Genomic DNA, 22,935 nt, shown 5'->3' with positions numbered 1-22,935 from the left:
ATAGATATTTGGGACATGCTTATCATATCATAAATTTTATAAAAATGTTTTCATATTATGAAAATTATCTATCACGAAAATAAATTTCTATTGTAAAATAAACCTCATCTTCCTGACTTCTTCCTTCAACAATATAACGATGACCATTTTCAGCCATAAAAAGTTTGACTTTTTCCAATGGTCTAATTTCTTTACGATATTGAATATTCAAATCACTGATATAACACTGATGATGTTTATCAAAATCAATGAAATCCAATGCCCATTCAACATAGCGTGTATTGTTCATATGCTGATTAATATCGACATCACTATATAGAACTTTTCTTTCTGTGATATATTGGAATTCCATATCTTTTTGAATAGCTGGTGGTAATTCTAATAAATGCTCCAAAGGCGCTTCTGGAAAGGTAATCCCTATTTTTTGTGGTGAAACCATTCTTCTTTTTTGAATATCTAATAATGTCCAAACAGAAGAACATGTGCCAATCAGACGATTATCTTTTTTAATATAATAATATCTTGGAAAACTCACATATGTTCCTTTCGAAATCGTTGTTGATAATTCAATACGATCTTGATAATGAATAGGTTCATCTAAATGAAGATACTGTTTAGCCACAACCCATCCATATTTTGACATCATATCATAATTCCATACACCTAACTTCATAGCGCTCTCTGTTGCAATTTGAGCAAAACGATTCAAAAGATGATGAAAGAAATATTCTCCCATATCATCAACTTCATTAATTTCAATAACACGTGTTTCATAACTCTTTAAATCTTCCATATTTTCACTTCCCTAGTGTCTATTATAATAAAAATTCATAAAGATTTCACATATTTTCATTTTTTTCTAGGCGAAAAGCAAAATTATATGTATAATAGAGAAGTATGAAAGGAAGTTTAATTTATGCAGGAAATTTTTTCATTAGTTCTATCGTTTGTTTTAATAATTATTTTTCTTTGGTTTACATATTCTATCGCTAACATTATTGTTACGTTTTTTCGTTGTCGTAAACAAGATCATTCTTTACAGCTTTGTTTAAATACTGGTGGTCTTATTTTTTATGTAATTTTAACTATCATTTATTTGATTGCTGTTATTGGTGGTATTATTGCTGTTGTATATGGAATCGTCACTTCTCGTTCATCATTTTTCCATAATGGATTAAATGCAGCAGCACTATTAACAGTTGTTTATGCTTATTTTCTTTCAACAATTGTGCTAGTAGGTCGTAAAAACTTAATGGTAGGAAGAATGCTGATAGATTATCGTAAACTGAAAAAAGTGAATTTCACTTATAATAATAAAGTTACATTTGTTTATGCTCAAAAAGATTATAGTTTCCCAACACGTTTTGTTGATAAGACAAAATTAAGAAAAATGATTTCTCGATAAAATAAAAACACGAAGCTCGTGTTTTTATTTTTGTATTTCAAACTGACTATAATATAAATGATGATAAAAGCCATGCTTTTTCAATAACTCTTCATGTTTTCCCTGTTCAATAATTTGTCCATGATTCATGACAAGAATCTGATCAGCTTTTTGGATAGTTGATAAACGATGTGCAACAATAAAGGTTGTACGTCCTTCCATCATTAAATCAAACGCTTCTTGAATTTGCTTTTCAGTACGTGTATCAATTGAACTTGTCGCTTCATCTAAAATCAACATTGGTGGTTTGACTAACATAATACGCGCAATGCATAATAGCTGTTTTTGCCCTTGTGATAGATTTCCACCTTCTTCGCTAATCATTGTATCATAGCCATCTTTTAACTGAATAATAAATTTATGTGCATGGGCTTTTTTGGCAGCTTCTATAATTTCCTGATCAGTTGCCTCTTTTTTTCCATAAGCAATATTATCCCTAATACTTCCTTGAAATAACCAAGAATCTTGTAAAACCATTCCATATAGACTTCTGACATAATCACTGCTCATATCCTGAATATCAATGCCATCAATGCATATTTGACCATGTTGTGGCTGATAAAATTTCATTAATAAATTAATGAAAGTTGTTTTTCCACATCCTGTTGGTCCTACAATTGCAATAGTTTGCCCTGGTTTTGCTTCCACATTGAAATCTTCTATGAATGGTTCATCATCTCGATAAGAAAAACTGAGGTGTTGAATCTGGACATGTCCTTGAATATGCGAAAGTGTTTTCGTTGGACCCTGTTTAGGACTTGAATCTATATCTAATAAATGAAAAACTCTTGAAGCACAAGCTAATGCTGTTTGTAATTCGGTAAAGACATTAGAAATTTCATTAAAAGGTTTTGTATACTGATTGGCATAACTTAAAAAACTTGATAAAGCTCCAACACTCATAGAGCCACCAATCACATATAAAGATCCTGCAATACAGACACTGGCATAAACAATATTGTTGACAACTCTTGTACTCGGATTGGCTAATGCTCCTAAAAACTGTGATTTAACACCACTGATATAAACACGCTGATTGATTTCTTCAAAGCGCTCCTGATTTGTTTGTTCATAACCATAAGCCTTGACAACTTTAACACCGCCAATCATTTCTTCTACATAAGCACCAAGTTCTCCTCTTAAAGCCAGCTGTTCTTGAAAATACTTATATGTCTTATTGGCAATAATTGTTGCTACAACCAATGATAAAGGTGTTAAAACAATCACAATCAATGCAACTGTTGTTTGGATATATAACATAAAACAAATCGTTCCAATAATAGTCGCAATCCCATTAAATAAATGTGTAAATCCCTGTAAAAGGCCATCACCAATTAAATCTATATCATTAACCATACGGCTTAACAGATCACCATGAGCATGACTATCAATATAACTTAAAGGCAATGTTTCATATTTTTCAAATAATTGATCACGTAAATCTTTTGTAATCGCATATGTCATACGATTAGATAATCTCACTACCAGCCAATCAAAAATTTCCGCAATCAGAACACTTCCCAATATCCAAAGCATTTTTTGAAATAACAAATCAAACGCCACAAGTCCCTGTCCAATAATATGATCAACAGCCTGTCCAATAAAAACAGGTGTCAACAATGTAAAAACAATCTGTCCTGACGAACATAATAAAGCACAATATAAATATTTCATATACGGGCGACAAAATGATAATAAACGCTTCACTGTTTTGATATCCATTTATGCCACCTCCTTAGACATTTGTGATGTGACAATTTGTTGATATATTTCACAAGTTTTCATCAACTCATCATGTTTTCCCATTCCCACTAATTCACCATGACTCAAAACAAGAATCTTATCAGCATGCATAATTGCACTGACACGTTGAGAAACAATAATTGTTGTTTGAGGAAGTGTGGCAATGGCTTTTCTTAAAGCAGCATCAGTCGCAAAATCCAATGCACTGGCACTATCATCTAATATAAGAAGTTCTGGATTTCTCACCAATGCTCTAGCAATCGTTAAACGTTGTTTTTGTCCACCAGAAAGATTATGTCCACCTTGTGTAATATGACTATAAATGCCATCTTTCCACTCATCTACAAATGATGCCTGTGCCAAATGCAAGGCCTGTTTGACTTCATCATCGCTGGCATTTTCTTTAGCCAAACAGATATTTTCTTTAATCGTTCCTGTAAAGAGCGTAGCCTGTTGTGGAACCAAACCAATCATCTGTCTTAAAGAAAATAAAGAATAATCTTGAATAGGTCTGTTCTTGATATAAATTTGTCCTTGTGTCGCTTCATAGAAACGAGGAATCAGATGGATGAGAGTTGATTTTCCCGAACCAGTCCCACCAATGATTCCAATTGTTTCTCCCTGATGAATAGAAAAAGATAGATCATGCAATGCATGGCTACCCTGATATGAAAAACTGACATGATCAAATGTCACCAATGGACCTTCTTGATTATCAATAAGACATTTTCCATTCTGAATAGCTGGTTGAATAGCTAAAACTTCCTGTACACGTTTATAACAAGCTGTTGCTTTATTATAAATGACTATCACATTAGCAAATGCAAACATTGATAATAAAATTTGATTCATGTAATTGATTAATGCTATTACTTCTCCCTGAGTTAAATATCCCGCATTGACCTGTAAACCACCTGCATACAAAATGACCAAAATAGCACAGTTGACAATCACACTGGTAATTGGATTTAAAAGTGCAGAAAGTTTTCCAACCTGTATTTGCATATCTTTTTGTTTTTGAGTTGCCTGTTGAAAACGTTCTTTTTCTTGTTTCTGTTTAGAAAAAGCACGAATCACACGAATACCAGCTAAATTTTCACGACAAATCAATGATACATGATCCAGTTGTTTTTGAATTTTTAAATAAAGAGGCAGGGATTTTGACATCACTCCATATATCGCTAAAGCGAGTATTGGTGCTGCACAAATAAAAATCAAAGCAATCGGTACTGAAATACGAAAAGCCATGACTAATGAACCTAAAATTAAAAATGGTGAACGGGATGCCAAACGAATCGTCATCGCAACTGCCAACTGTAATTGATTCGTATCATTTGTGATACGTGTCATTAATGATGGAATTCCAATTTCATCTATATTTTCATAATCATAAGCATGAATCGCTTTAAACATATCATTTCTTAAATAAGTTCCAAATCCCTGAGATGTTTTTGAGGCAAAATACTGACATACCAAAGCACAAGCATATCCTAATAAAGCTAATGCCAATAATAAAAGGCCTCGCTGTAAAATGTATTGTTGATCTTGATGTAAGATTCCATAATCAATAATATCTGCCACAACAATAGGTACAATCAATTCAAAAAAAGCTTCTATCAATTTAAAGAAGAAACCAATAACAGCTTCTTTACGATACGGTTTTAAATATTTCATCCACATGCTTTTATCATTCCTTTTCTTGATTTATTATAACGAAAATTGTATTATATGTATAATATATATAAAGTATAATTGGTATACTTTTAGGATATGGTGATTCAATGGATATTAAACAGATGATTTATTTTAAAACAATTGTAGAAGAAGGAACAATTTCTAAAGCAGCGAAAACTTTACATATGGCACAACCCCCTTTATCTATGCAACTGAAACAATTAGAAGAAGAACTCGGTGTCACTTTATTAAAACGTGGACATCGAAAAATAGAATTGACTCAAGCTGGAAAAGTCCTTTATAAAAGAAGCTTACAGATGATTTCTTTAAATGAGACGACATTTCATGAAATTCAGGATATGCAAAATGAAGTTTTAAGAATTGGGATCACATCTTCTAATTCCAATATTCTTCCAAGTTGTTTAGCTCAAAATCAAAATCTAGCCCATGTTTCTTTTCGTATCTATGAAGGAAGCACTTATGAAATCATAGACTTATTAATGACACATCATATTGATTTAGGCATTGTGCGTACCCCTTTTGATCAAAGTCAACTGCATTGTCAGGCGTTTTTAAAGGATCCTATGGTCGCCGTTGGTATTCCTGAACTCTTACATTCCAACATGACACATATGTCAGACTATCAAAATAAACCATTAATTATTCATCAGCGTTATTTATCACTTATTACTGATTATTGCCTGAATCTTCATTTTCATCCTTATATTAAAATTACATGTGATGATTCAAGGACATCTTTACAATGGGCTCAAGCTGGTTTGGGTATTGCGATTGTGCCACAAAATATCCTTACTTTCTATCCAGACTCCAAGCTGAACCATGTGATCCTCGAAGATGAAGTTTTAAAAACAGATTTAACATTAATTACACGTCCTCATGAAGTCTTAAATACGTCTTTGCAGACACTTATTGAATTATTTGCGAATCAGCAGAAAGGATAATATTTATGCAGCTATCTCAATTCCCACAATTTGAAATTATGATTTTACATCTATTGAAACAACAAGATTTTTCTGGTGAACACATTTATCAGATTTTAAATAAACACTTTCAAATTATTGAAGGAGATATTCTCATTTCACTTTTCTTTCTTCAAGATACACATCTTATTTCAAGCTATTCATTAGAAAACATTGTTTTCTATCATATTGAAGATCCTGGTCTTGTCAGATATACAACATTAAAAAGAGAATATCAAAATATTCATCAGTCTATGGAGGCATTATTACAAAATGAAAAAACAAAAATTCAATAATAAAAATACTAAAAAATATTATCATCAATTATATACAACATTTCCATTACACAATGTCCAAGAAAAAAAGTTTCTCACATTCTTCAAAACAAGATTACATGAATATGAGCGACAATATCCTGATTGTTCCTATCAGGACTATATATACCATTTTGGACTACCTGAAGATATTGTCATTGATTTTTATCATCACTACGATCATCATTATGCTATTACACATATGAAATCTCGTAAAATTCTTCAATATGCTTCTATCATTCTTGTTCCTTTAATAATGGCATGTATCATCTATGTTCTTTATACAACTTATCTTTATTATCAAAATTATATAGAAAGCTATCCTCTTTATCAGGAGGAAATTATCTATGACTATGGTGATATCCCCATGTATGAATAAATACAGGGATATTTTTTATTTCATATCATTAGAACACAAAAAAAGCCATTGATTTGTCAATGACTTTCATTAAGAAACATGATCTCTTATTTGTTTATCTAAATCAATATTAGGTAATGTAAATCCTCTACCTTTAACACTATGTATTTCACTACCAATAATAAATGCAGTTGGATCAATTTCCATAACCAAATCATTAATAACAGGATACTCTCTGTTATTGACAACACATAATACTGCTTTTTGCTGATCATGGAAATATCCTGTTGTGACATTGACAAAAGTACAACCACGATCTATTTCTTTAAAGATAGCTTCAGCAATTTCTTCATGATGAGCAGAAATCACAAGTACCTGAAGATTTCTTTCTCCAAAGATTGTCACTTTATCTAATACAATAGCTGTAATAAACACTGTGATAATTCCATATAAAATACCTTCAAAGCTCGTAAAGAATGATTGTCCCAGTAAAACAACAACATCAAATAAATAAACACAGACTCCAAGTGAAATATGAAGCTTTTTATTCATAATGATGGGTGGTATATCCATTCCTCCTGTACTATACCCTACTCTAAATACAATTCCACATCCCAGTCCAGTAAATAATCCAGCATAGATGGCTGATAATAACATATCTGAAGTTAAATGCTGAAGTTGTGGAATGGCTTCAAACATTGCTAAAAAGAAGGGAAAAATCAAAGAACTTAATATTGTTCCAGCAGCAAACTTCTTACCCAAAACAATAAATCCAAGCAATAACATCACCATATTAATGACAAATACAACAGTTGCATAATTGACTGGAATAAATTCACAAATAATCAAAGCAATCCCTGTTGCTCCTGCAACAATTAAGTTAGATGGAACAGCAAATACAGCGACACCAAAAGCCAAAATTAAATTGCCTAATAACACAAGCAATGTATCACGTACAAGATGTTTTGCCTGATGCATTAATCATCCTCCTTTACCATTGATTTTAAATAGGCATAAATGCATTCATCCAAATCCCCATCTAAAATAGCTTTAGGATTATTAGATTCATAACCACTACGATTATCTTTGACCATAGAATATGGATGTAAAACATAAGAACGAATTTGACTTCCCCACTCGATAGCCTTTTGTTCCCCTTTAATTTCATTAAGCTCAGAAGCCTGTTTTTCTAACATGAGCTGATATAATTTAGATTTCAGCATAATCATAGCTTGTTCACGGTTTTGAATCTGTGAACGCTGTGATTGACATGTTACCACAATGTTTGTTGGTAAGTGCGTAATACGAATTGCTGAATCTGTTTTATTAATGTGCTGACCTCCAGCTCCAGAAGCACGATAAGTATCAATACGGATATCATGAGGATCAATCTCAATTTCAATATCATTGTCAAATTCTGGCATGACATCCACAGAAGCAAATGATGTATGACGACGTTTTGACGCATCAAATGGCGAAATACGCACCAGACGATGAACACCTTTTTCAGCTTTTAGATGTCCATAGGCATTATATCCCACAATACGTAAACTGACTGATTTCAATCCTGCTTCTTCTCCATCCAAGTAATCAAGGACTTCAATTTTCCAACCTTTTTTATCAGCATATCTTTGATACATACGCATCAACATAGATGCCCAATCCTGTGATTCTGTTCCTCCAGCACCTGGATGAATTTCCAATAACGCATTATGATGATCATATTCCCCTGAAAATAAAAGCGTTTTTTCAAAATCATCCATTTCTTTTTCAAATGTTAAATAATCTTCATCCAAAACAGCTTTAAAGTCTTCATCATCACTCTCTTTGACATATTGATAAGTTTCTTCTAATTCATCTAAAGCTGTTATTAAATGATCATATGTATCAGCTTTCTTTTTCATTTCATTTAGTTGATCATATATTTTTCTAGCATGGTCTTGATCATTCCAGAAGTTTTCATCCATTGTTTGAACTGTTAAACCTTCAATTTCTCTTTTTAAACCTTCAATATCAATCGAAATAAAGAGTTCATTGAGTAAAGAACGGGCTTTTTCAAGCCCATTCTTCATTTCATATAATTCCATTAATCTGCTTTAAACTCCAATTCTATCTGAACAGCTGGAATTTGTTTTTCCTGTTCACTACCAGGTGCAATACCCATATGAACAATATTTCGTGTAATATCTTGAGAAATTGATTTTGTCATTTCTTCAAACATGTAGAAGGCTTCTTCAGTATATTCTTGAAGTGGATCTCTTTGGGCATAAGCACGCAAATAAATACCATTTCTTAATTTTTGCATAGCATCAATATGATTAATCCATGTATGATCAATAACCCCTAATAAAACTCTTCTTTCATAATCCAATTTCACTTCTGCTGGTAAATCTTTATTAAATCTATTTTGATATTGTAAATAAATCACTTCAGATAAACTTGTTGATAATTTCTTTGCATCATGTTGTACTGCTTCTTTATTTTTAGCTGTTAACGTAGCTAATAACATATAGTTTTTAGAAATATAGTTTAATGCTCCATCAACATCCACATTATCTTTTTTACCATCATGTTTTGTAAATTGACGTACTGTATTTTCTACAGCCTGATCAAACATACCTCTTACAATAGGTCCTAAATCTGTTTGTGACATAATATCATCACGTTCTTTGTACATAATTTCACGTTGTTGACGCATCACATCATCATATTGTAATAATTGTTTACGAATATCAAAGTTCTGACCTTCAACACGTTTTTGTGCATTTTCAATAGATTTTGTGACCATCTTACTTTCAATCGCTTCATCTTCTAAGAAAGATCCCATTCTATCTTTCATCTTTTCATTTGCGAATCTTTGCATCAATTCATCTTCAAATGATACAAAGAACAATGAACATCCAGGATCTCCCTGACGACCAGAACGACCTCTTAACTGGTTATCAATACGTCTAGACTCATGTCTTTCACTTCCAATAACCATTAATCCTCCAATTTCAGGAACACCTTCACCAAGTTTAATGTCAGTCCCACGACCAGCCATGTTCGTTGCGATAGTTACAGCTCCCATAACTCCAGCTTTTTCAATAATCAAAGCTTCTTTCGCATGGTTTTTCGCATTTAAGACGTTATGTTTAATACCACGTTTATTTAACATTTTACTTAATAATTCTGATGTTTCTACTGAAACTGTCCCTAATAAGATTGGTTGTCCATAACTATGTCTTTTTTCAACTTCGTCACAAATCGCTTTATATTTAGCAGCCTGTTTAGCGAAAACCAAATCTGGTTTATCATCTCTAATAACTGGTTTATTTGTTGGAATTTCTACAACACGCATATTGTAGATTGTTCTGAATTCTTCTTCTTCTGTTTTTGCAGTTCCTGTCATCCCCGCTAATTTATTGAATAAACGGAAGAAATTTTGGTAAGTAATTGTCGCTAATGTCACTGTTTCCTCTTTAATCGGAACTCCTTCTTTAGCTTCAAGTGCCTGATGCAACCCATCACTATATGCACGACCTGGCATCACACGACCAGTAAACTGATCAATAATCATAATGCTGGCATTTCTGATATCATGGCTTCCATCTTCAGTTGCAATCATATATTCTACATTCAAACTCATTGTATAGTTAGCTTTTAATGCCTGATTGATATGATGCACCAAAGCTGTATGCTCAGGATCATATAAATTTTTAATCTTAAAAGCTTTTTCTGCTTTAGAAATACCTTCAGCAGTTAAAGCAACAGTTTTACTTTCAATATCAACTTCATAATCTTTATCTTCACGTAAAGATTTGACAAACTTATCAGCTTGAATATATAAAGCTGCGGTATTTTTCTTACCACCAGAAATAATCAATGGTGTTCTTGATTCATCAATTAAGATAGAGTCAACTTCATCAACCAATGCAAAATTCAATGGTCTTAAAACCTTATCTTCTAATCTTGTCACCATATTATCTCTTAGATAGTCAAATCCAAGTTCAGCATTTGTTGTATACGTAATATCACAAGCATGTTGTGCACGTTTTTCTTCTTTAGATAACTCTCTTTTATTTAACCCAACAGTTAAACCTAAAAATTCATACACTTTTCCATTGTCTGTTTTATCACGTTCAGCTAAATAATCATTAACTGTCACAACATGAACACCTTGTCCAGTTAAAGCATTTAAATAAACTGGGAAAATAGATGTTAATGTTTTTCCTTCTCCAGTTTTCATTTCTGCAATATCACCATTATGAAGTGAAATAGCTCCCATAAGCTGAACTTTAAATGCTTTTAATCCTAAACGTCTAAACGCAGCTTCACGAACAGTCGCAAAAGCCTCAATTAATAAATCATCTAAAGTTTCACCATTTTGTAGACGTTCTTTAAAAAGATCAGTCTGATGAGCTAATTCTTCATCACTCATTGCCTGATAACGAGGCTCTAAGTCCATAATTTGTAGTGCCTGCTTTTCTAACTTCTTTAATATTTTATTATCTTGTGAAAAAGCCTTTTTGATAGAACCTAAAAAACCTTTCTTTTCCTTTTGTGGTGTTGTATTAAATTCAATCGGTTGTGATGGTTTTTTCACTACATCATCAAATGTTTCTACAACAACATCTTCACCTAAATCATCGTTTAAATCCACGATTTCGGCATTAGGATTCAATCCAAGTTCTTCTAATTCTTTGGCTTCTTTCTTTTTTAATTGCTTTCTAATTTCTTGTTTTTTACTTGCCATGAATAAATCTCCTTTCATGCATACTGAAACATTTCACATTATAGCATATAATCTTAAGAAAACAAAGTAAATATCATGTAAAATTCATGAACAAAAACAAAAAGAGATATGCTTTCTACATATCTCAATTTCATCAAATTTTTACAACATGTCTGGCTTGCAAACCACGTTCTGTTGAATAAAGCTCAAACTCTACCAGTTCACCTTCATTTAAAGATTTATATCCATCTTGTATAATTTGACTATAATGAACAAAAACATCTTTTCCTTCACCACGATCAATGAACCCAAATCCTTTTTCAGCATTAAACCATTTTACTTTACCTTGCATATTCACAACTCCTTTACTTCATGGTTGTGTCTATTATAAATGATTGATTTTAAAAAAGAACGCAGATCCTGTCGATGAATTTTATTTTTCTTTCTATCAAAGTTTATCTTTTTTATAGTCATTTCCCTGGAAATTATATTTTTTTAGCGAATAAAGTTTGTATGAACTGTTTCTTCTTTTTCTGGCAATCCTAGCTGCTTTTTACCTAACTGAATACTTTTGATAAGAAAAGCCATATTCTTACCTAAAGTACGCATCGTTTGTAATCCTTCCAAATCCTGTTGGACTTCTTCAGGTGTATTGCCGTGCACCATATTCCAATATTGACTAGAAACAATTGGCATTTGTGAAATTGTAAAGTATTTATTCAATTCATCAAAAGTAGCTGTTGTTCCAGCACGTCTGGCACTGACAACGGCCGCTCCAACTTTCATTGTTTTATCAGCCAAAGTACTATAGAATAAACGATCTAGAAAAGAAATCAGAGTGCCATTAGCACTGGCATAATACACAGGACTGCCAATAACAATGCCATCACTTTCAGCAAATTTCTTTGCGACTACATTGACTTCATCATCAAAAACACATTGTCCATTTGTTTTGCATTGACGACAACCAATACAACCACGAATATCTTTTTGACCAACTTGAATGATCTCTGTTTCAATACCTTCCTGTTCTAATGTTTTTGCAACCTCATTTAATGCCGTATAAGTACAACCTCTTGGACGAGGACTACCATTAATTAAAAGAACTTTCATTGTTTTCATCTCCTATTCTGACTCTATTATAATACTTTTTCCTCATATAGAAAATGATGAAAATGTACACTTCTTTATAAGAAATGTACATTTATATTGTTTGAAAGCTTTTTGTTGATAAGACTAATAATTCGATGCATTGAGGATGGCCTGTCTTAATGAGAGATAGACAAGCTGTTAATGTTGATGATGATGTGACCACATCATCAAAAATTAAAACTTTTTTCCCTTGAAGTTCTTCTGGATGATGAATACCTATTTTATGAACAACATTTTTTCTCTCTTCAAATGATAAGCCACTTTGTTTATATGCTTCTTTTTTATACAATCCTGTAAACACATGTTGTGAAAATGTATGGGCTATGGTTTCCATTGGAGCAAAACCACGTTTTTCATTTTCGAATGATGAACTCGGGGCTACTGCTATCAAATATTCATCATATTGTGTTTTGAACTTGGATAAATACGTACAAAGAAACGCATCTTTGAGGGCATAATCATAGAGTCCTTTATACTGATAGAGAAGTGTTCTAAAAAATTCATTGTATTCATAAAGAATCCTTAAAGGATAGTGATGAAAAGTTGTCTGGATATCAAGAACATGAAATTGTGATAAGCAGTTTTGACAAAGCGATAATGGGCAAAGAAGATGAGCCAAAGATATTTGTTTCAGGAGTGGCGCATGACAAATCAGACACTCATCTGATTGAGATTTTTGATTGTATGAATGCATTGTCTAATAGAGGAGGTATGTTCATTTGATAATATGTAAACATGACCTTGAGGATGAGAAATTTTACGCCCCACGCGTCCTGCTATTTGAATCAGTGTTCTTCGATCAAATAAATCATGTTCACCATGATAAACAATAACCTGCACATCTTCTATTGTGATTCCACGTTCTAATAATGTTGTAGAAACAATCACATCAATATCGCCATTTTTTAAAGCCATCAGATTATCTTGATTATGTTTGTGTGTAGATGATACACCACGAACTCTTAAATGTGTATAAGATTGTAATTGACTTGCCAGTTTATCCACATCTTGAACGAGTGGCACAAAAACAATGACTTTCTTTTTCCATTTCTTAAGCAAAAATGAAATCAATAACACTTGTAAACAATGAGGACAAATGATCAGTTGAGGTACTGGAAGATCATAGCCATGGTATCTTCTATTCATAATTAGTAATTCTTCACCATCAATATCCTCTTTCACAAATGTAGCACTTAACTTAACGTAATTCCCTATACAACAACGCATAAAAATTTGTTGTAAGACAGGATTGCCATAAAATGGAAAGGCATCCACTTCATCAGCTATCATCAAATGAAATCCACTTTTTTCAAAACGATAAAGCTGGTGCATAGTACATACTATCAATTGTGCATTGATATTTTCAATATGTCCACCATAAACCAGACCAATATCTATTTGATGAAAAGCTTCTTTTATTCTTTGATAAAGCTCTTTAACCAATTCTTTACGTGGAATACAGAAACATACACGATCACCTCTTTGTAAAGCATATTGTATTAATTCAAAAACAATTTCGGTCTTGCCAGATCCACAAACTGCCAAGACTAAGGAATGATAATGATTTTGATAATTGTAAACCAATTGTCTAGATATATCCTGTTGGGATTTTGACAATTCAAAATCAAGAGAATATCTTACTTTTTGTGGAGGAAAACGTGTATGATCTTGAGTATATGGCTCATCTACCCAAACACGATGAAAAGCTATACATTGTCGGCAATAATATTTACCATGAAGCTTATATAAACGTTTGACATTTTGATTATGGCATCTTGGACATTCCACTTTTCATCACCCACCTGTATCATAGCATAGATCTATCATTAAAAATCTCAAGTTTGTCTTCTTTTTTTCTCTGATTTGTTTCATATTTTTTAAATCCATTCATACATTGTATGGGGTGAAATCTATGTGTGGTATTATAACAATCTGTAATTATTCAAAACATTTATTTGATTATGATGAGAAAATCATGACAATGACAAAGTTACTGCAAAAACGTGGTCCTGATCATATTGGCTATATGATGACACCACATTGTTTAATGGGACATACACGTTTAGCAATCATTGATTTAAAGAATGGCAATCAGCCTATTCTCTATACCCATCATGAGAAAACATATCGTATGACTTATAATGGTGAAATCTATAATATGACTCAAATCAAGAATCATCTGATTGAATTAGGTTATACTTTTCATACAATGAGTGACAGTGAAGTTGTTTTAGCTGCATATATTGAATATCAGGAACACTGTCTGGACTTATTTGAAGGTATTTTTGCGTTTGTCATTGATGATGGACAAAAGCTTTTTGCGGCCAGAGATCCACTAGGTGTCAAACCACTTTACTATACCTTACAAAAAGATACACTTGTCATTGCCAGTGAAATCAAAAGTCTTTTAAGCTATATTGGAAAAGCTGTCGTGGATGAAAATGGGGTGAAAGAATTATTAGGACTGGGACCAAGCTTAACACCAGGATTAACACTTTATAAAGATATATACGCTTTAAGACCTGGCTACTACTTATATTTCCAAAAAACACTGCATATTCAATGTTATTGGAAGCTTCATGATGAATCACATGATGAAAATTTAACTGAAACTATCCAACACGTTCGTCATCTTGTCATTCAAAGCATCCAGCATCAATTATTAAGTGATGTTCCATTATCAACCATGTTATCTGGTGGGCTGGATTCTAGTATTATTACAGCCATCACTTCACAATATGTACGTCCACTTTCGACTTACAGCGTGACTTATGAAGACCAGGATAAATATTTCCATGCCTATGATTATCAGACAACAATGGATGATAGTTATATTCAACAGATGGTATCACGTTATGCAACACATCATCATTCTATTGTTTTAAAACAAACTGATTTAATAGAGGCTTTAAGGGAAACACTCATTGCCAGAGATATGCCAGGTATGGCGGATATTGATGCAAGCTTTTTACTGTTTTCTAAAGCTATTTCAAAAGAACATAAAGTCACATTATCAGGTGAATGTGCTGATGAAATCTTTGGAGGATATCCATGGTTTTATAAAGAAGAACTCTACAACCAGCCTTATTTCCCTTGGATGCGTGATTTAGATCAGAGATTAAGTATGTTTAATGAAAAGGTTCAAAAATTAAATCTTAAAGACTATATTATTCAACGTTATCAGGAATCTTTACAGGAAATTCATACTGACAATCGTAAAAAACAGCTTATCTATCTCAATACACAATGGTTTATGCAAACACTTTTAACACGTGCTGACAGTCAAACCATGCGTGCTTCATTAGAAGTCCGTGTTCCATTTGCTTCAACTCAAATTTTACAGTATCTCTATAATATGCCTGAAGCCTATATGTTTGATCAAGGTGAAGAAAAAGGTATTCTTCGTCAGGCATTTGCTGATTTTTTACCAGATGATATTGTGCATCGAAAGAAAAACCCATATCCTAAAACTTATTCTCCACTATATGAAAAACTTATTGAAGACAAATTAAAAGAATCCCTTAAGGATCCTTCTAATCTCTTATTTCAATTCTTTGATATTCCAAAACTGGAAAACTTCATTCAATCACATGGCCAAAGCTTCACTGCACCATGGTTTGGTCAACTTATGATGGGTCCACAACTTATGGCTTATTTCTATCAAATTTATTTATGGGGAAAAATTTATCATATTCAACTTGAATTTTAAGCAGGGTATCCTGCTTTTTCAATATCTTCATAATAATAAGAATATGGATGTTCTTTGAGATATTCATCAATTGCTTTTCGACCTTTATCAGGATAATTGGTAATCAGTCCACTTACTCCCATATCTAAATACTGTTTCATTTTCTTACCATTATCTACCGTCCATATATAAATAGGAATCATTTGAGATGTTGCCTTTTGGATTAGAGATGTACTCGCACGATTCTCTTCAATCGCTAAAAAATCTATATCCATATCCCAAATACTATTATCTATATCACCAATACTTCCATAAATACAATAACCAACCCACCACTTTGGATACAAATGCTGTAAATAAGCAACACTTTGATAATGCAGTGACATAAAGATAGCTTGTGATTCAAAATGATATTTTTGTATAATCTTGACAACTTCATCTACCATTTTTCGATAGTTGTCATTGGTTGGCTTGAATTCAATCAGTAATTTGACATCTAATTGTTGTTCCTGCATCTTTTGAATCAGATGTTCTAAAGTGATAGGACTAGCCGTTAATCCCTGGTCATATAAAGATAGATTTTCAAATTCCTGAGCTGATAATTTTGAAACGGGTGAAGAAGAGTCAGATAATCGAGACATCGTTGTATCATGATAAACAACAGGAATTTGATCTTGTGAAAGCTGAATATCAATTTCCGCAAAATCACTGCCACACTGATTGGCATTTTCAACAGCTTCAAAAGTATTTTCTATGACATATCCTGAACCTCTATGCCCAATCACATAAGGCTTATGTAATCTTGAATCTTGATGCAAATAAACGAAACTTCCAACAATCACACAGACAATACAAATCAAACGAATCGTTTTTTTATAAGTCTGAATCCATTGAATTTGAAAAACACGCTGTTTTATTTTTTCAATCAATGATGTGAAATGATTTTGAATATTAGCTAATGTCTGTTGTAAACGGGTTGTATCCATCTGAACATCCTGAATTGTCATAAAATGCGTTTCATTTTGACAAAATAGAGATGCTAGAAATCTTAAAAAGAATATCATTGCAATCACGGATAATAAAAAGACAATTATATATTGAATCACACTATAACGAAATGAAGCAAAATGAACAAAATATTTAATAAAATAAATATTAAAATCTCGATTATGTAACAATGGATAAGGCAAAAGACTCATCATTATATTTTCTATGACTACCCATACGACAATCCATAATAAAATCTGTATTTTTTGATGAAAAGTTATTTGTTTAATCATCTGATAGCTTTTCTTAACCGCTGTGATCAATGAATCATGTTCAATAATCAAATAAAATGGTACAAAAATCATAACTATGAACAGTCCATAATAAAGCATATATATAAAAAAGATCAGTATTTGTCCTAGCCCTGTTAACTGTAATTCTTTAAAGATAAAAGGAGGTATATTCCATCTAGGAATATAGTTATTCAAATACCCAACATGAACTAATGGTAATAATAAAATAAGGTATAAACCACTCAGTATAAACGTTGGTTTATGTATATTTTTTAAATCTTGAAAGCTTTTTAAAACAATATCTTTTAAATGATAAGATTGCTTTCGATATTCTAATATAACAATTTGTATCACAACATAAAGATTATAATAAACAAGAAGCATCATTGCTAATAATAGTACCAGTAAAATGATGATTCCAGGAATAGATAAAAAAACATCAATCATATTTTGATTAAAAGCAATACTGACTGAAACTTGACTCAAATATTCTTTTAAAATAAATCTTAATAAAGGACTAAAGAAAAAGAGAATCATGAGTTTATAGAAGATTGAAAACTGTAAAACATTTTTTATTAAAGCATCATATTTTTTATCTTTAAGCACCATAACTCCCCCTCTCTTTTTCTTTATCATACACAATCTTGTGACTTTGTCAAATCCATTTTTTGAAAATAATATCTATAAATCAAAAGGGTTGCTATCATACTCATCACAGCAATATAAAACTCTGGATTACACCAATCAAAGCTTAATGCTAAATTAAAAGAACCAGAAATGGTGAGGATATGCCATGTTAAAAACTCATAAATTTCCATCATCATAATACCAGTTAAACCAACATAGATCAGCATATAACTTGTTTCACCATAATGAGTCCATATACCAATCAATGTTAAAATCATACATGCCACTGCAATAGGATTATTTAATAAAATGAGTCCAGAAATATCCTGAACACCTCGCTGTCCACCAAACCAATCCATCAGCATTGTTGATAAACTTATGATAAATATCACTGTCATTAATAATTTTCTTTTCATATTAACCACCCATTATCAGTATAATGTTTCACTTCTAAAATTTTCTTAAAAAATTCTTAATATTTCTTAAAAATAAAAGAACAAGATCATTCAAGACCTTGTTCCTTCTTTTATTTTCTTTGTTAAATCTTTACAAAAAACTTTCCTTCAAAGCTGTTCATTAAATTTTTTTATCTCTCTTCTCAAAAGACTTCCACCTTAAACAAATACCCATTTTTCATTGAGAAGATAATTATTGGAATCGAGCTAACTCCACAACTGTACCAATGTATTATCTCGTCAGGTCATGGAAAATACGTTCTCCTAGAAACCAAATATTTTTTAATCATTAGTTATGGTTGGAAACTTATGGAAACTAAAGCAATTCACTTTAATATGAAATTTTGTTGTAAAATCAAGGATTTCTAATATGTATTATCACTTATCAAGTTAAATCGGAAACTTATGGAAACTAAAATGAGTTATTTCAACAAAAAATTATGATATAAATTCAAGGTTTTCCAGTATATATTAATGTTTTTAAAGTAAAACTGGAAACTTACAGAAACTAAAAATTTATGCCCAATAAGGTTTATAACGTCTCATTTTCATCGAAGCTGTTTCATCATATATTTTAATGTAACCAGCATCAATTGTACTCTTAATAATCTTGGAAATCATAGCTTTCTTGTTGGAACTCACACCAAATCTTTCTCTTAATACAGCATTAGAAACATCTATTTCATTAATATAACAATAACAAGTATACAAATAACATGTTCTGATTCTATCATCTTTTTTCCAATCACTTATATCATTAAACCAGAATAGCTTAATACGAGTAAAATCCTCAGATGTTTCAACCTTTGGTGCAGGTATCTTTAGCTCATTCATTCCTTCTTCCATACGATCAAATCCACTTCCTCGTTCTTCACAGATTCTTACTATTCTAAGAAAAGAAGCCATATTTTCATTTCTAGAATGAGGAGCAGTATCAATAATACGATCAATATCTACCAATAAACTTCCAGGATTTGAAGCTTCTACTCTGGTATCAAAAACTTCTAAAATAGGTCCACTACCATGCACAGCTAAATCTTGATGAATAATCATATTTCCGATCATTTCTCTAATTGCTTTTCTAGGAAACATAATCTTTTCTTCTCTACGACCGCCCTCTATAATTTCTTCTTGAGGAATTAATGTCATTACATAATCAGTAACATCATCAAACTGTATAGCATATCCCTTAGTAAATACCTGTTCTCTTAAAGCCTGTGTTCTACTACTTCCTTTATATTGAATGACACGTATAGCTTTACGTTTTAAACGAGAAAAATCATTAATGTTTTTAGCAAATAATAGTGCCCCCATGTTTGTGATAGCATAATGACCATTATCCATTTCAACAATAAATTGTTCATCTATCATATTATGAATAATACCATCTCGATGACTTGGCAAAGGTAATTCCATAAGAGTGTAATATGCAGCACAATCTAAAAGTTCAGTAACTTTAGAAGCAGAAATATTTTCTATAGCTAACATAAGTTCAAAAGGTTTTTGTTCAAAAGATAGCCATAATTTACGTTCTTTTTCTGGAAAATCTTTAAGTTTCTTCTTATATGATCCCACTCTAATATATTCTTCATCTTTAAAACTCGTAGGTTGACTATGTGCATGCGGAATTTCTAATATCACAATGTTTTTTATCATTCATAGAAACTTCAACAAAATGGAAATCAACTCTTGGTTTTAACAATCTCAATAACCAATTTTCTAATTCCTCATTACCAATCTTAAATTGTTTAGGCTTAAATTGAGTACCAACAATGTCATGTGTTCTATCTTCAATCCCCCAAATGATATACGCTTTATCCTTATCACATATTGATGCAGAATTACTTAACGCTGAAATATATTCACTTATAATTTTGGGATCATTGTTATCCACTTTGAACTCAAGCCATTCTCTTTCATTAGGTTAGTTTCTTAACCTTTTAACTAAACTTATATAATACTCTTGTTGTGCATCCATCTAATCACTCACTTTCTTAATTAGTATACGTTATAATTATTGAAAACATATCGTCAAATAAATCAAAATTATCAAATAATTGTACAATATCAATAATCCTTTCTTCTTTAATAAATCATTATTTTACTCCTTGAATAAACATTATTCATTATTAATTTTATCTTTATAAATATTATTTCATTTAATAAAAAAATTATATCATAGATTATATATGTATTCATTGATTTTTCTTTAATAAAGTTAAAAATTGAGATGACTTCATATCATGTAAAGATAATCTTAAGGTATTATTATTTTTTCATTTAATCTCAAACATTTCTTCTTGTTTTTTAGTTTCAAACAATACTCATATATAAAAATTTTTTAACATTATGACTACACCAACCCTTTTTTAATCCACAAATAATTAATAAGTTTTATTATATAGATAAAAAAACAAGATCATTCAAGACCTTGTTCTTTCTTTAATCTTTCTTGTTTATTTTTTTGTGTTTTGATGACTTTTTGACGAGAGAACTCTTCTCTATCTTTTTCATCTAAAGATTCACTAATGAATTTCACTGTTCTTTCAAATTCAGGAATAGAAATGTTTTGCAAGGCATTAGCACGTTTTTGTGTTTTACGAATAGCATTGGCTAGACGATAAACAGCATTTTCTATTTCTGCTAATTTTACAGTTAATTCTTTAACATGATAGAAACATCTATATGCATAATCCACTTTAGAGTTTGCTCTTTCAAAACCATATCCTAGACGAAGAGGTGTTTTTTCATAACTCACTTTTGGAATTTCGACTCCCATAACGCTTCGATAAGTCACACTCAATCCTTCATCAATAGGAACAGCTTCAACAATATCACTGATAATACCAAGTGACATGTTCGCTTCCTGCAGAGCATAATAAGCTTTTTGATAAGAATCTGTAATATCATCTCTGATCAATTTGACATCATCTAATAAATTCATCATTTCCTTGATGAGAACATTTCTTTTTTTATCCATCAAGTCATAACCCAAATATGCGAGTTCTAATGACTTTTTGGTAGCAATCAAATTCCCTTTTGTTGGAAAGACCTGATTAGCCATTATCTACTGCCTGCTGTAACTCTTTAATCATTGTATCTTCTTGAAGATCAAATTGAGCTACTGCCTTTTCATGATCATAGAATTGTTCTAACACCGCATTATCAATACGATCTAATTCATTCTTAGGAAGAACAGATAATAAAGTCCATCCTAAATCTAATGTTTCTTCAATAGATCTGTTTGTATTGAAACCTTGGTTAAGGAAATGCTGTTCAAATAAACGTCCAAATTCCATATATTTTCTATCAACAGGTGTTAATTCATCTTCACCAATAACTGATGTTAATGATTTAACATCCTGAACATGTGCATAAGCTGCAAATAACTGGTTAGATACATCTGAATGATCAGCTCTTGTATATCCTTCACCAATACCATCTTTCATCAAACGTGAAAGTGATGGAAGCACACTGACAGGTGGATAAATACCCATTGAATTCAATTCAGAATCAAGTGTAATCTGACCTTCAGTGATATATCCAGTTAAGTCAGGTACTGGGTGAGTAATGTCATTGTTAGGCATTGTTAAAATTGGAATTTGTGTCACTGATCCTTTTGCTGATTTAGAAATACCAGCTCTTTCATATAATGAAGCTAAGTCAGAATATAAGTATCCTGGATATCCTTTACGTCCAGGAATTTCTCCCTTACTTGAAGAGAATTCACGTAAAGCTTCACAATAAGAAGTGACATCAGTATAAATAACCAAAACATGCATATCATGTTCATAAGCTAAATATTCAGCTGCTGTTAAAGCACAACGTGGTGTTAATGTACGTTCAATGATTGGGTCATTAGACAAGTTCAAGAACATAACAACTCTTTGCATAACCCCAGCTTCTTCAAAAGAACGTCTGAAGTATTCAGCAACGTCATTTGTAACACCCATTGCCGCAAAGACAACTGCAAATCCACTACCATCATCATCTTTAACTTTGGCCTGTTTAACGATTTGTACAGCTAATTGATTGTGTGGCAAACCTGAACCTGAGAAGATTGGTAATTTCTGTCCACGAATCAAAGTTGTTAAACAGTCAATAGATGAAATACCAGTGTTAATATAGTTTCTTGGATAAACACGAGCAACTGGATTTAATGGTTGACCGTTAATATCCATAGATTTTTCAGCATAGATTTCTCCAAGACCATCAATTGGTTTTCCTGCTCCAGAAAACACACGTCCTAAGATTTCCTTAGATACAGGAAGTTCCATTGGATGACCTAATAATCTTGTTTTTGTATTGGCAAGAGATAAAGAGTTTGTCCCTTCAAAAACCTGTACAACAACTCTTTCTCCTTCAATTTGAACGATACGTCCTAAACGAGTTGAACCATCTTTTAATTGTAATTCGACCATTTCGTCATATGAAGCATCTTTAACATGATCTAATACGACTAATGAACCATTAATTTCGTTCAACCCTACATATTGTAGACTCATC

At 31.7% G+C, this 22,935-nt stretch carries 21 protein-coding genes; 5 read left to right on the top strand and 16 right to left on the bottom strand.

From position 1 onward, the window contains the following. Window positions 1-64: 64 nt before the first annotated feature. Window positions 65-793 carry an acyl-[acyl-carrier-protein] thioesterase gene (locus tag B5E87_RS06610; RefSeq protein ID WP_087244141.1) on the bottom strand — a complete coding sequence of 243 codons (729 nt, stop codon included), beginning with the start codon at window positions 791-793 and terminating at the stop codon, window positions 65-67. Window positions 794-916: 123 nt separating this feature from the next. Between B5E87_RS06610 and B5E87_RS06605 the strand changes: the two genes are divergently transcribed. Then, on the top strand, window positions 917-1,405 hold the full coding sequence (locus tag B5E87_RS06605) for a hypothetical protein (RefSeq protein WP_087244140.1): 489 nt from the start codon (window positions 917-919) through the stop codon (window positions 1,403-1,405). A gap of 24 nt (window positions 1,406-1,429) precedes the next feature. Here the strand turns inward: B5E87_RS06605 and B5E87_RS06600 are convergent, their stop codons facing one another. Next, on the bottom strand, window positions 1,430-3,166 hold the full coding sequence (locus tag B5E87_RS06600; protein ID WP_087244139.1) for an ABC transporter ATP-binding protein: 1,737 nt from the start codon (window positions 3,164-3,166) through the stop codon (window positions 1,430-1,432). Beyond that, window positions 3,167-4,861 (bottom strand): ABC transporter ATP-binding protein, encoded by a 1,695-nt coding sequence (locus B5E87_RS06595; protein ID WP_342670397.1) that lies wholly within the window; start codon window positions 4,859-4,861, stop codon window positions 3,167-3,169. Window positions 4,862-4,968: 107 nt separating this feature from the next. Between B5E87_RS06595 and B5E87_RS06590 the strand changes: the two genes are divergently transcribed. From B5E87_RS06590 to B5E87_RS06580, 3 genes are read left to right on the top strand one after another with little or no spacing between them, the layout of a single operon-like run. After that, complete coding sequence (locus tag B5E87_RS06590) at window positions 4,969-5,823, top strand: LysR family transcriptional regulator (RefSeq protein WP_087244137.1); 855 nt, start codon at window positions 4,969-4,971, stop codon at window positions 5,821-5,823. A gap of 5 nt (window positions 5,824-5,828) precedes the next feature. Beyond that, the gene (locus B5E87_RS06585) at window positions 5,829-6,137 is read left to right on the top strand and encodes a hypothetical protein (protein WP_087244136.1); all 309 of its coding nucleotides are present in this window, start codon (window positions 5,829-5,831) and stop codon (window positions 6,135-6,137) included. Continuing rightward, a complete protein-coding gene (locus tag B5E87_RS06580; RefSeq protein WP_087244135.1) occupies window positions 6,115-6,534 on the top strand; it encodes a DUF6120 family protein in 420 nt (139 codons plus the stop codon). The genes B5E87_RS06585 and B5E87_RS06580 overlap by 23 nt, the downstream gene beginning before the upstream one ends. 69 nt (window positions 6,535-6,603) lie before the next feature. Here B5E87_RS06580 and B5E87_RS06575 read toward each other — a convergent pair whose 3' ends face one another. The 7 genes from B5E87_RS06575 to B5E87_RS06545 all read right to left on the bottom strand — a co-directional run bounded on the left by B5E87_RS06575 (window position 6,604) and on the right by B5E87_RS06545 (window position 14,167). After that, window positions 6,604-7,491: a YitT family protein gene (locus B5E87_RS06575; protein ID WP_087244134.1), complete on the bottom strand. Its 888-nt coding sequence runs from the start codon at window positions 7,489-7,491 to the stop codon at window positions 6,604-6,606. After that, entirely contained in the window at window positions 7,491-8,600 is a 1,110-nt protein-coding gene (prfB, locus tag B5E87_RS06570; RefSeq protein WP_087244133.1) for a peptide chain release factor 2, read from the bottom strand. Before prfB ends, B5E87_RS06575 begins: the two co-directional genes overlap by 1 nt. After that, the gene (gene secA / locus B5E87_RS06565; protein WP_087244132.1) at window positions 8,600-11,248 is read right to left on the bottom strand and encodes a preprotein translocase subunit SecA; all 2,649 of its coding nucleotides are present in this window, start codon (window positions 11,246-11,248) and stop codon (window positions 8,600-8,602) included. Before secA ends, prfB begins: the two co-directional genes overlap by 1 nt. A gap of 133 nt (window positions 11,249-11,381) precedes the next feature. After that, window positions 11,382-11,579 (bottom strand): cold-shock protein, encoded by a 198-nt coding sequence (locus tag B5E87_RS06560; protein WP_087244131.1) that lies wholly within the window; start codon window positions 11,577-11,579, stop codon window positions 11,382-11,384. Between the two features lie 143 nt (window positions 11,580-11,722). After that, entirely contained in the window at window positions 11,723-12,340 is a 618-nt protein-coding gene (locus tag B5E87_RS06555; protein ID WP_087244130.1) for a flavodoxin family protein, read from the bottom strand. A gap of 91 nt (window positions 12,341-12,431) precedes the next feature. Continuing rightward, window positions 12,432-13,073 (bottom strand): ComF family protein, encoded by a 642-nt coding sequence (locus B5E87_RS06550; RefSeq protein ID WP_087244129.1) that lies wholly within the window; start codon window positions 13,071-13,073, stop codon window positions 12,432-12,434. Beyond that, complete coding sequence (locus B5E87_RS06545; RefSeq protein ID WP_087244128.1) at window positions 13,031-14,167, bottom strand: helicase-related protein; 1,137 nt, start codon at window positions 14,165-14,167, stop codon at window positions 13,031-13,033. Before B5E87_RS06545 ends, B5E87_RS06550 begins: the two co-directional genes overlap by 43 nt. A 124-nt stretch (window positions 14,168-14,291) precedes the next feature. On the opposite strand from B5E87_RS06545, the gene asnB reads away from it, so the two are divergent. Beyond that, window positions 14,292-16,088 carry an asparagine synthase (glutamine-hydrolyzing) gene (gene asnB / locus B5E87_RS06540; RefSeq protein WP_087244127.1) on the top strand — a complete coding sequence of 599 codons (1,797 nt, stop codon included), beginning with the start codon at window positions 14,292-14,294 and terminating at the stop codon, window positions 16,086-16,088. Here asnB and B5E87_RS06535 read toward each other — a convergent pair. From B5E87_RS06535 to B5E87_RS06510, 6 genes are all read right to left on the bottom strand, one after another. Further along, the gene (locus B5E87_RS06535) at window positions 16,085-17,956 is read right to left on the bottom strand and encodes a glycerophosphodiester phosphodiesterase family protein (protein WP_087244126.1); all 1,872 of its coding nucleotides are present in this window, start codon (window positions 17,954-17,956) and stop codon (window positions 16,085-16,087) included. The genes asnB and B5E87_RS06535 overlap by 4 nt on opposite strands. 23 nt (window positions 17,957-17,979) lie before the next feature. Further along, the gene (locus tag B5E87_RS06530) at window positions 17,980-18,390 is read right to left on the bottom strand and encodes a hypothetical protein (RefSeq protein ID WP_087244125.1); all 411 of its coding nucleotides are present in this window, start codon (window positions 18,388-18,390) and stop codon (window positions 17,980-17,982) included. A 555-nt stretch (window positions 18,391-18,945) separates the two neighbouring features. After that, window positions 18,946-20,085 carry an ATP-binding protein gene (locus B5E87_RS06525; RefSeq protein WP_087244124.1) on the bottom strand — a complete coding sequence of 380 codons (1,140 nt, stop codon included), beginning with the start codon at window positions 20,083-20,085 and terminating at the stop codon, window positions 18,946-18,948. Further along, window positions 20,042-20,323, bottom strand: coding sequence for an AlbA family DNA-binding domain-containing protein (locus tag B5E87_RS06520; RefSeq protein ID WP_087244123.1), 282 nt, complete (start codon window positions 20,321-20,323; stop codon window positions 20,042-20,044). Before B5E87_RS06520 ends, B5E87_RS06525 begins: the two co-directional genes overlap by 44 nt. Before the next feature lie 525 nt (window positions 20,324-20,848). Beyond that, window positions 20,849-21,493 carry a V-type ATP synthase subunit D gene (locus tag B5E87_RS06515; protein ID WP_087244122.1) on the bottom strand — a complete coding sequence of 215 codons (645 nt, stop codon included), beginning with the start codon at window positions 21,491-21,493 and terminating at the stop codon, window positions 20,849-20,851. Further along, a complete protein-coding gene (locus B5E87_RS06510) occupies window positions 21,486-22,934 on the bottom strand; it encodes a V-type ATP synthase subunit B (protein ID WP_087244121.1) in 1,449 nt (482 codons plus the stop codon). The genes B5E87_RS06515 and B5E87_RS06510 overlap by 8 nt, the downstream gene beginning before the upstream one ends. Window position 22,935: the final 1 nt, after the last annotated feature.

Origin of the sequence: Massilimicrobiota sp. An142, from assembly GCF_002160725.1 — a bacterium.
Taxonomy (GTDB): Bacteria; Bacillota_I; Bacilli_A; order Erysipelotrichales; family Coprobacillaceae; genus Allocoprobacillus; species Allocoprobacillus merdigallinarum.
Note: the sequence above shows the minus strand (reverse complement) of the source record. Positions and strands in the feature narration are given on the sequence as shown.

Coding starts and splice junctions, on each gene's coding strand:
- B5E87_RS06610 (WP_087244141.1), bottom strand. CDS start 793: ATGGAAGATTTAAAGAGTTATGAAACACGTGTTATTGAAATTAATGAA.
- B5E87_RS06605 (WP_087244140.1), top strand. CDS start 917: ATGCAGGAAATTTTTTCATTAGTTCTATCGTTTGTTTTAATAATTATT.
- B5E87_RS06600 (WP_087244139.1), bottom strand. CDS start 3,166: ATGGATATCAAAACAGTGAAGCGTTTATTATCATTTTGTCGCCCGTAT.
- B5E87_RS06595 (WP_342670397.1), bottom strand. CDS start 4,861: ATGAAATATTTAAAACCGTATCGTAAAGAAGCTGTTATTGGTTTCTTC.
- B5E87_RS06590 (WP_087244137.1), top strand. CDS start 4,969: ATGGATATTAAACAGATGATTTATTTTAAAACAATTGTAGAAGAAGGA.
- B5E87_RS06585 (WP_087244136.1), top strand. CDS start 5,829: ATGCAGCTATCTCAATTCCCACAATTTGAAATTATGATTTTACATCTA.
- B5E87_RS06580 (WP_087244135.1), top strand. CDS start 6,115: ATGAAAAAACAAAAATTCAATAATAAAAATACTAAAAAATATTATCAT.
- B5E87_RS06575 (WP_087244134.1), bottom strand. CDS start 7,491: ATGCATCAGGCAAAACATCTTGTACGTGATACATTGCTTGTGTTATTA.
- prfB (WP_087244133.1), bottom strand. CDS start 8,600: ATGGAATTATATGAAATGAAGAATGGGCTTGAAAAAGCCCGTTCTTTA.
- secA (WP_087244132.1), bottom strand. CDS start 11,248: ATGGCAAGTAAAAAACAAGAAATTAGAAAGCAATTAAAAAAGAAAGAA.
- B5E87_RS06560 (WP_087244131.1), bottom strand. CDS start 11,579: ATGCAAGGTAAAGTAAAATGGTTTAATGCTGAAAAAGGATTTGGGTTC.
- B5E87_RS06555 (WP_087244130.1), bottom strand. CDS start 12,340: ATGAAAGTTCTTTTAATTAATGGTAGTCCTCGTCCAAGAGGTTGTACT.
- B5E87_RS06550 (WP_087244129.1), bottom strand. CDS start 13,073: ATGCATTCATACAATCAAAAATCTCAATCAGATGAGTGTCTGATTTGT.
- asnB (WP_087244127.1), top strand. CDS start 14,292: ATGTGTGGTATTATAACAATCTGTAATTATTCAAAACATTTATTTGAT.
- B5E87_RS06535 (WP_087244126.1), bottom strand. CDS start 17,956: ATGGTGCTTAAAGATAAAAAATATGATGCTTTAATAAAAAATGTTTTA.
- B5E87_RS06530 (WP_087244125.1), bottom strand. CDS start 18,390: ATGAAAAGAAAATTATTAATGACAGTGATATTTATCATAAGTTTATCA.
- B5E87_RS06525 (WP_087244124.1), bottom strand. CDS start 20,085: ATGATAAAAAACATTGTGATATTAGAAATTCCGCATGCACATAGTCAA.
- B5E87_RS06515 (WP_087244122.1), bottom strand. CDS start 21,493: ATGGCTAATCAGGTCTTTCCAACAAAAGGGAATTTGATTGCTACCAAA.
- B5E87_RS06510 (WP_087244121.1), bottom strand. CDS start 22,934: ATGAGTCTACAATATGTAGGGTTGAACGAAATTAATGGTTCATTAGTC.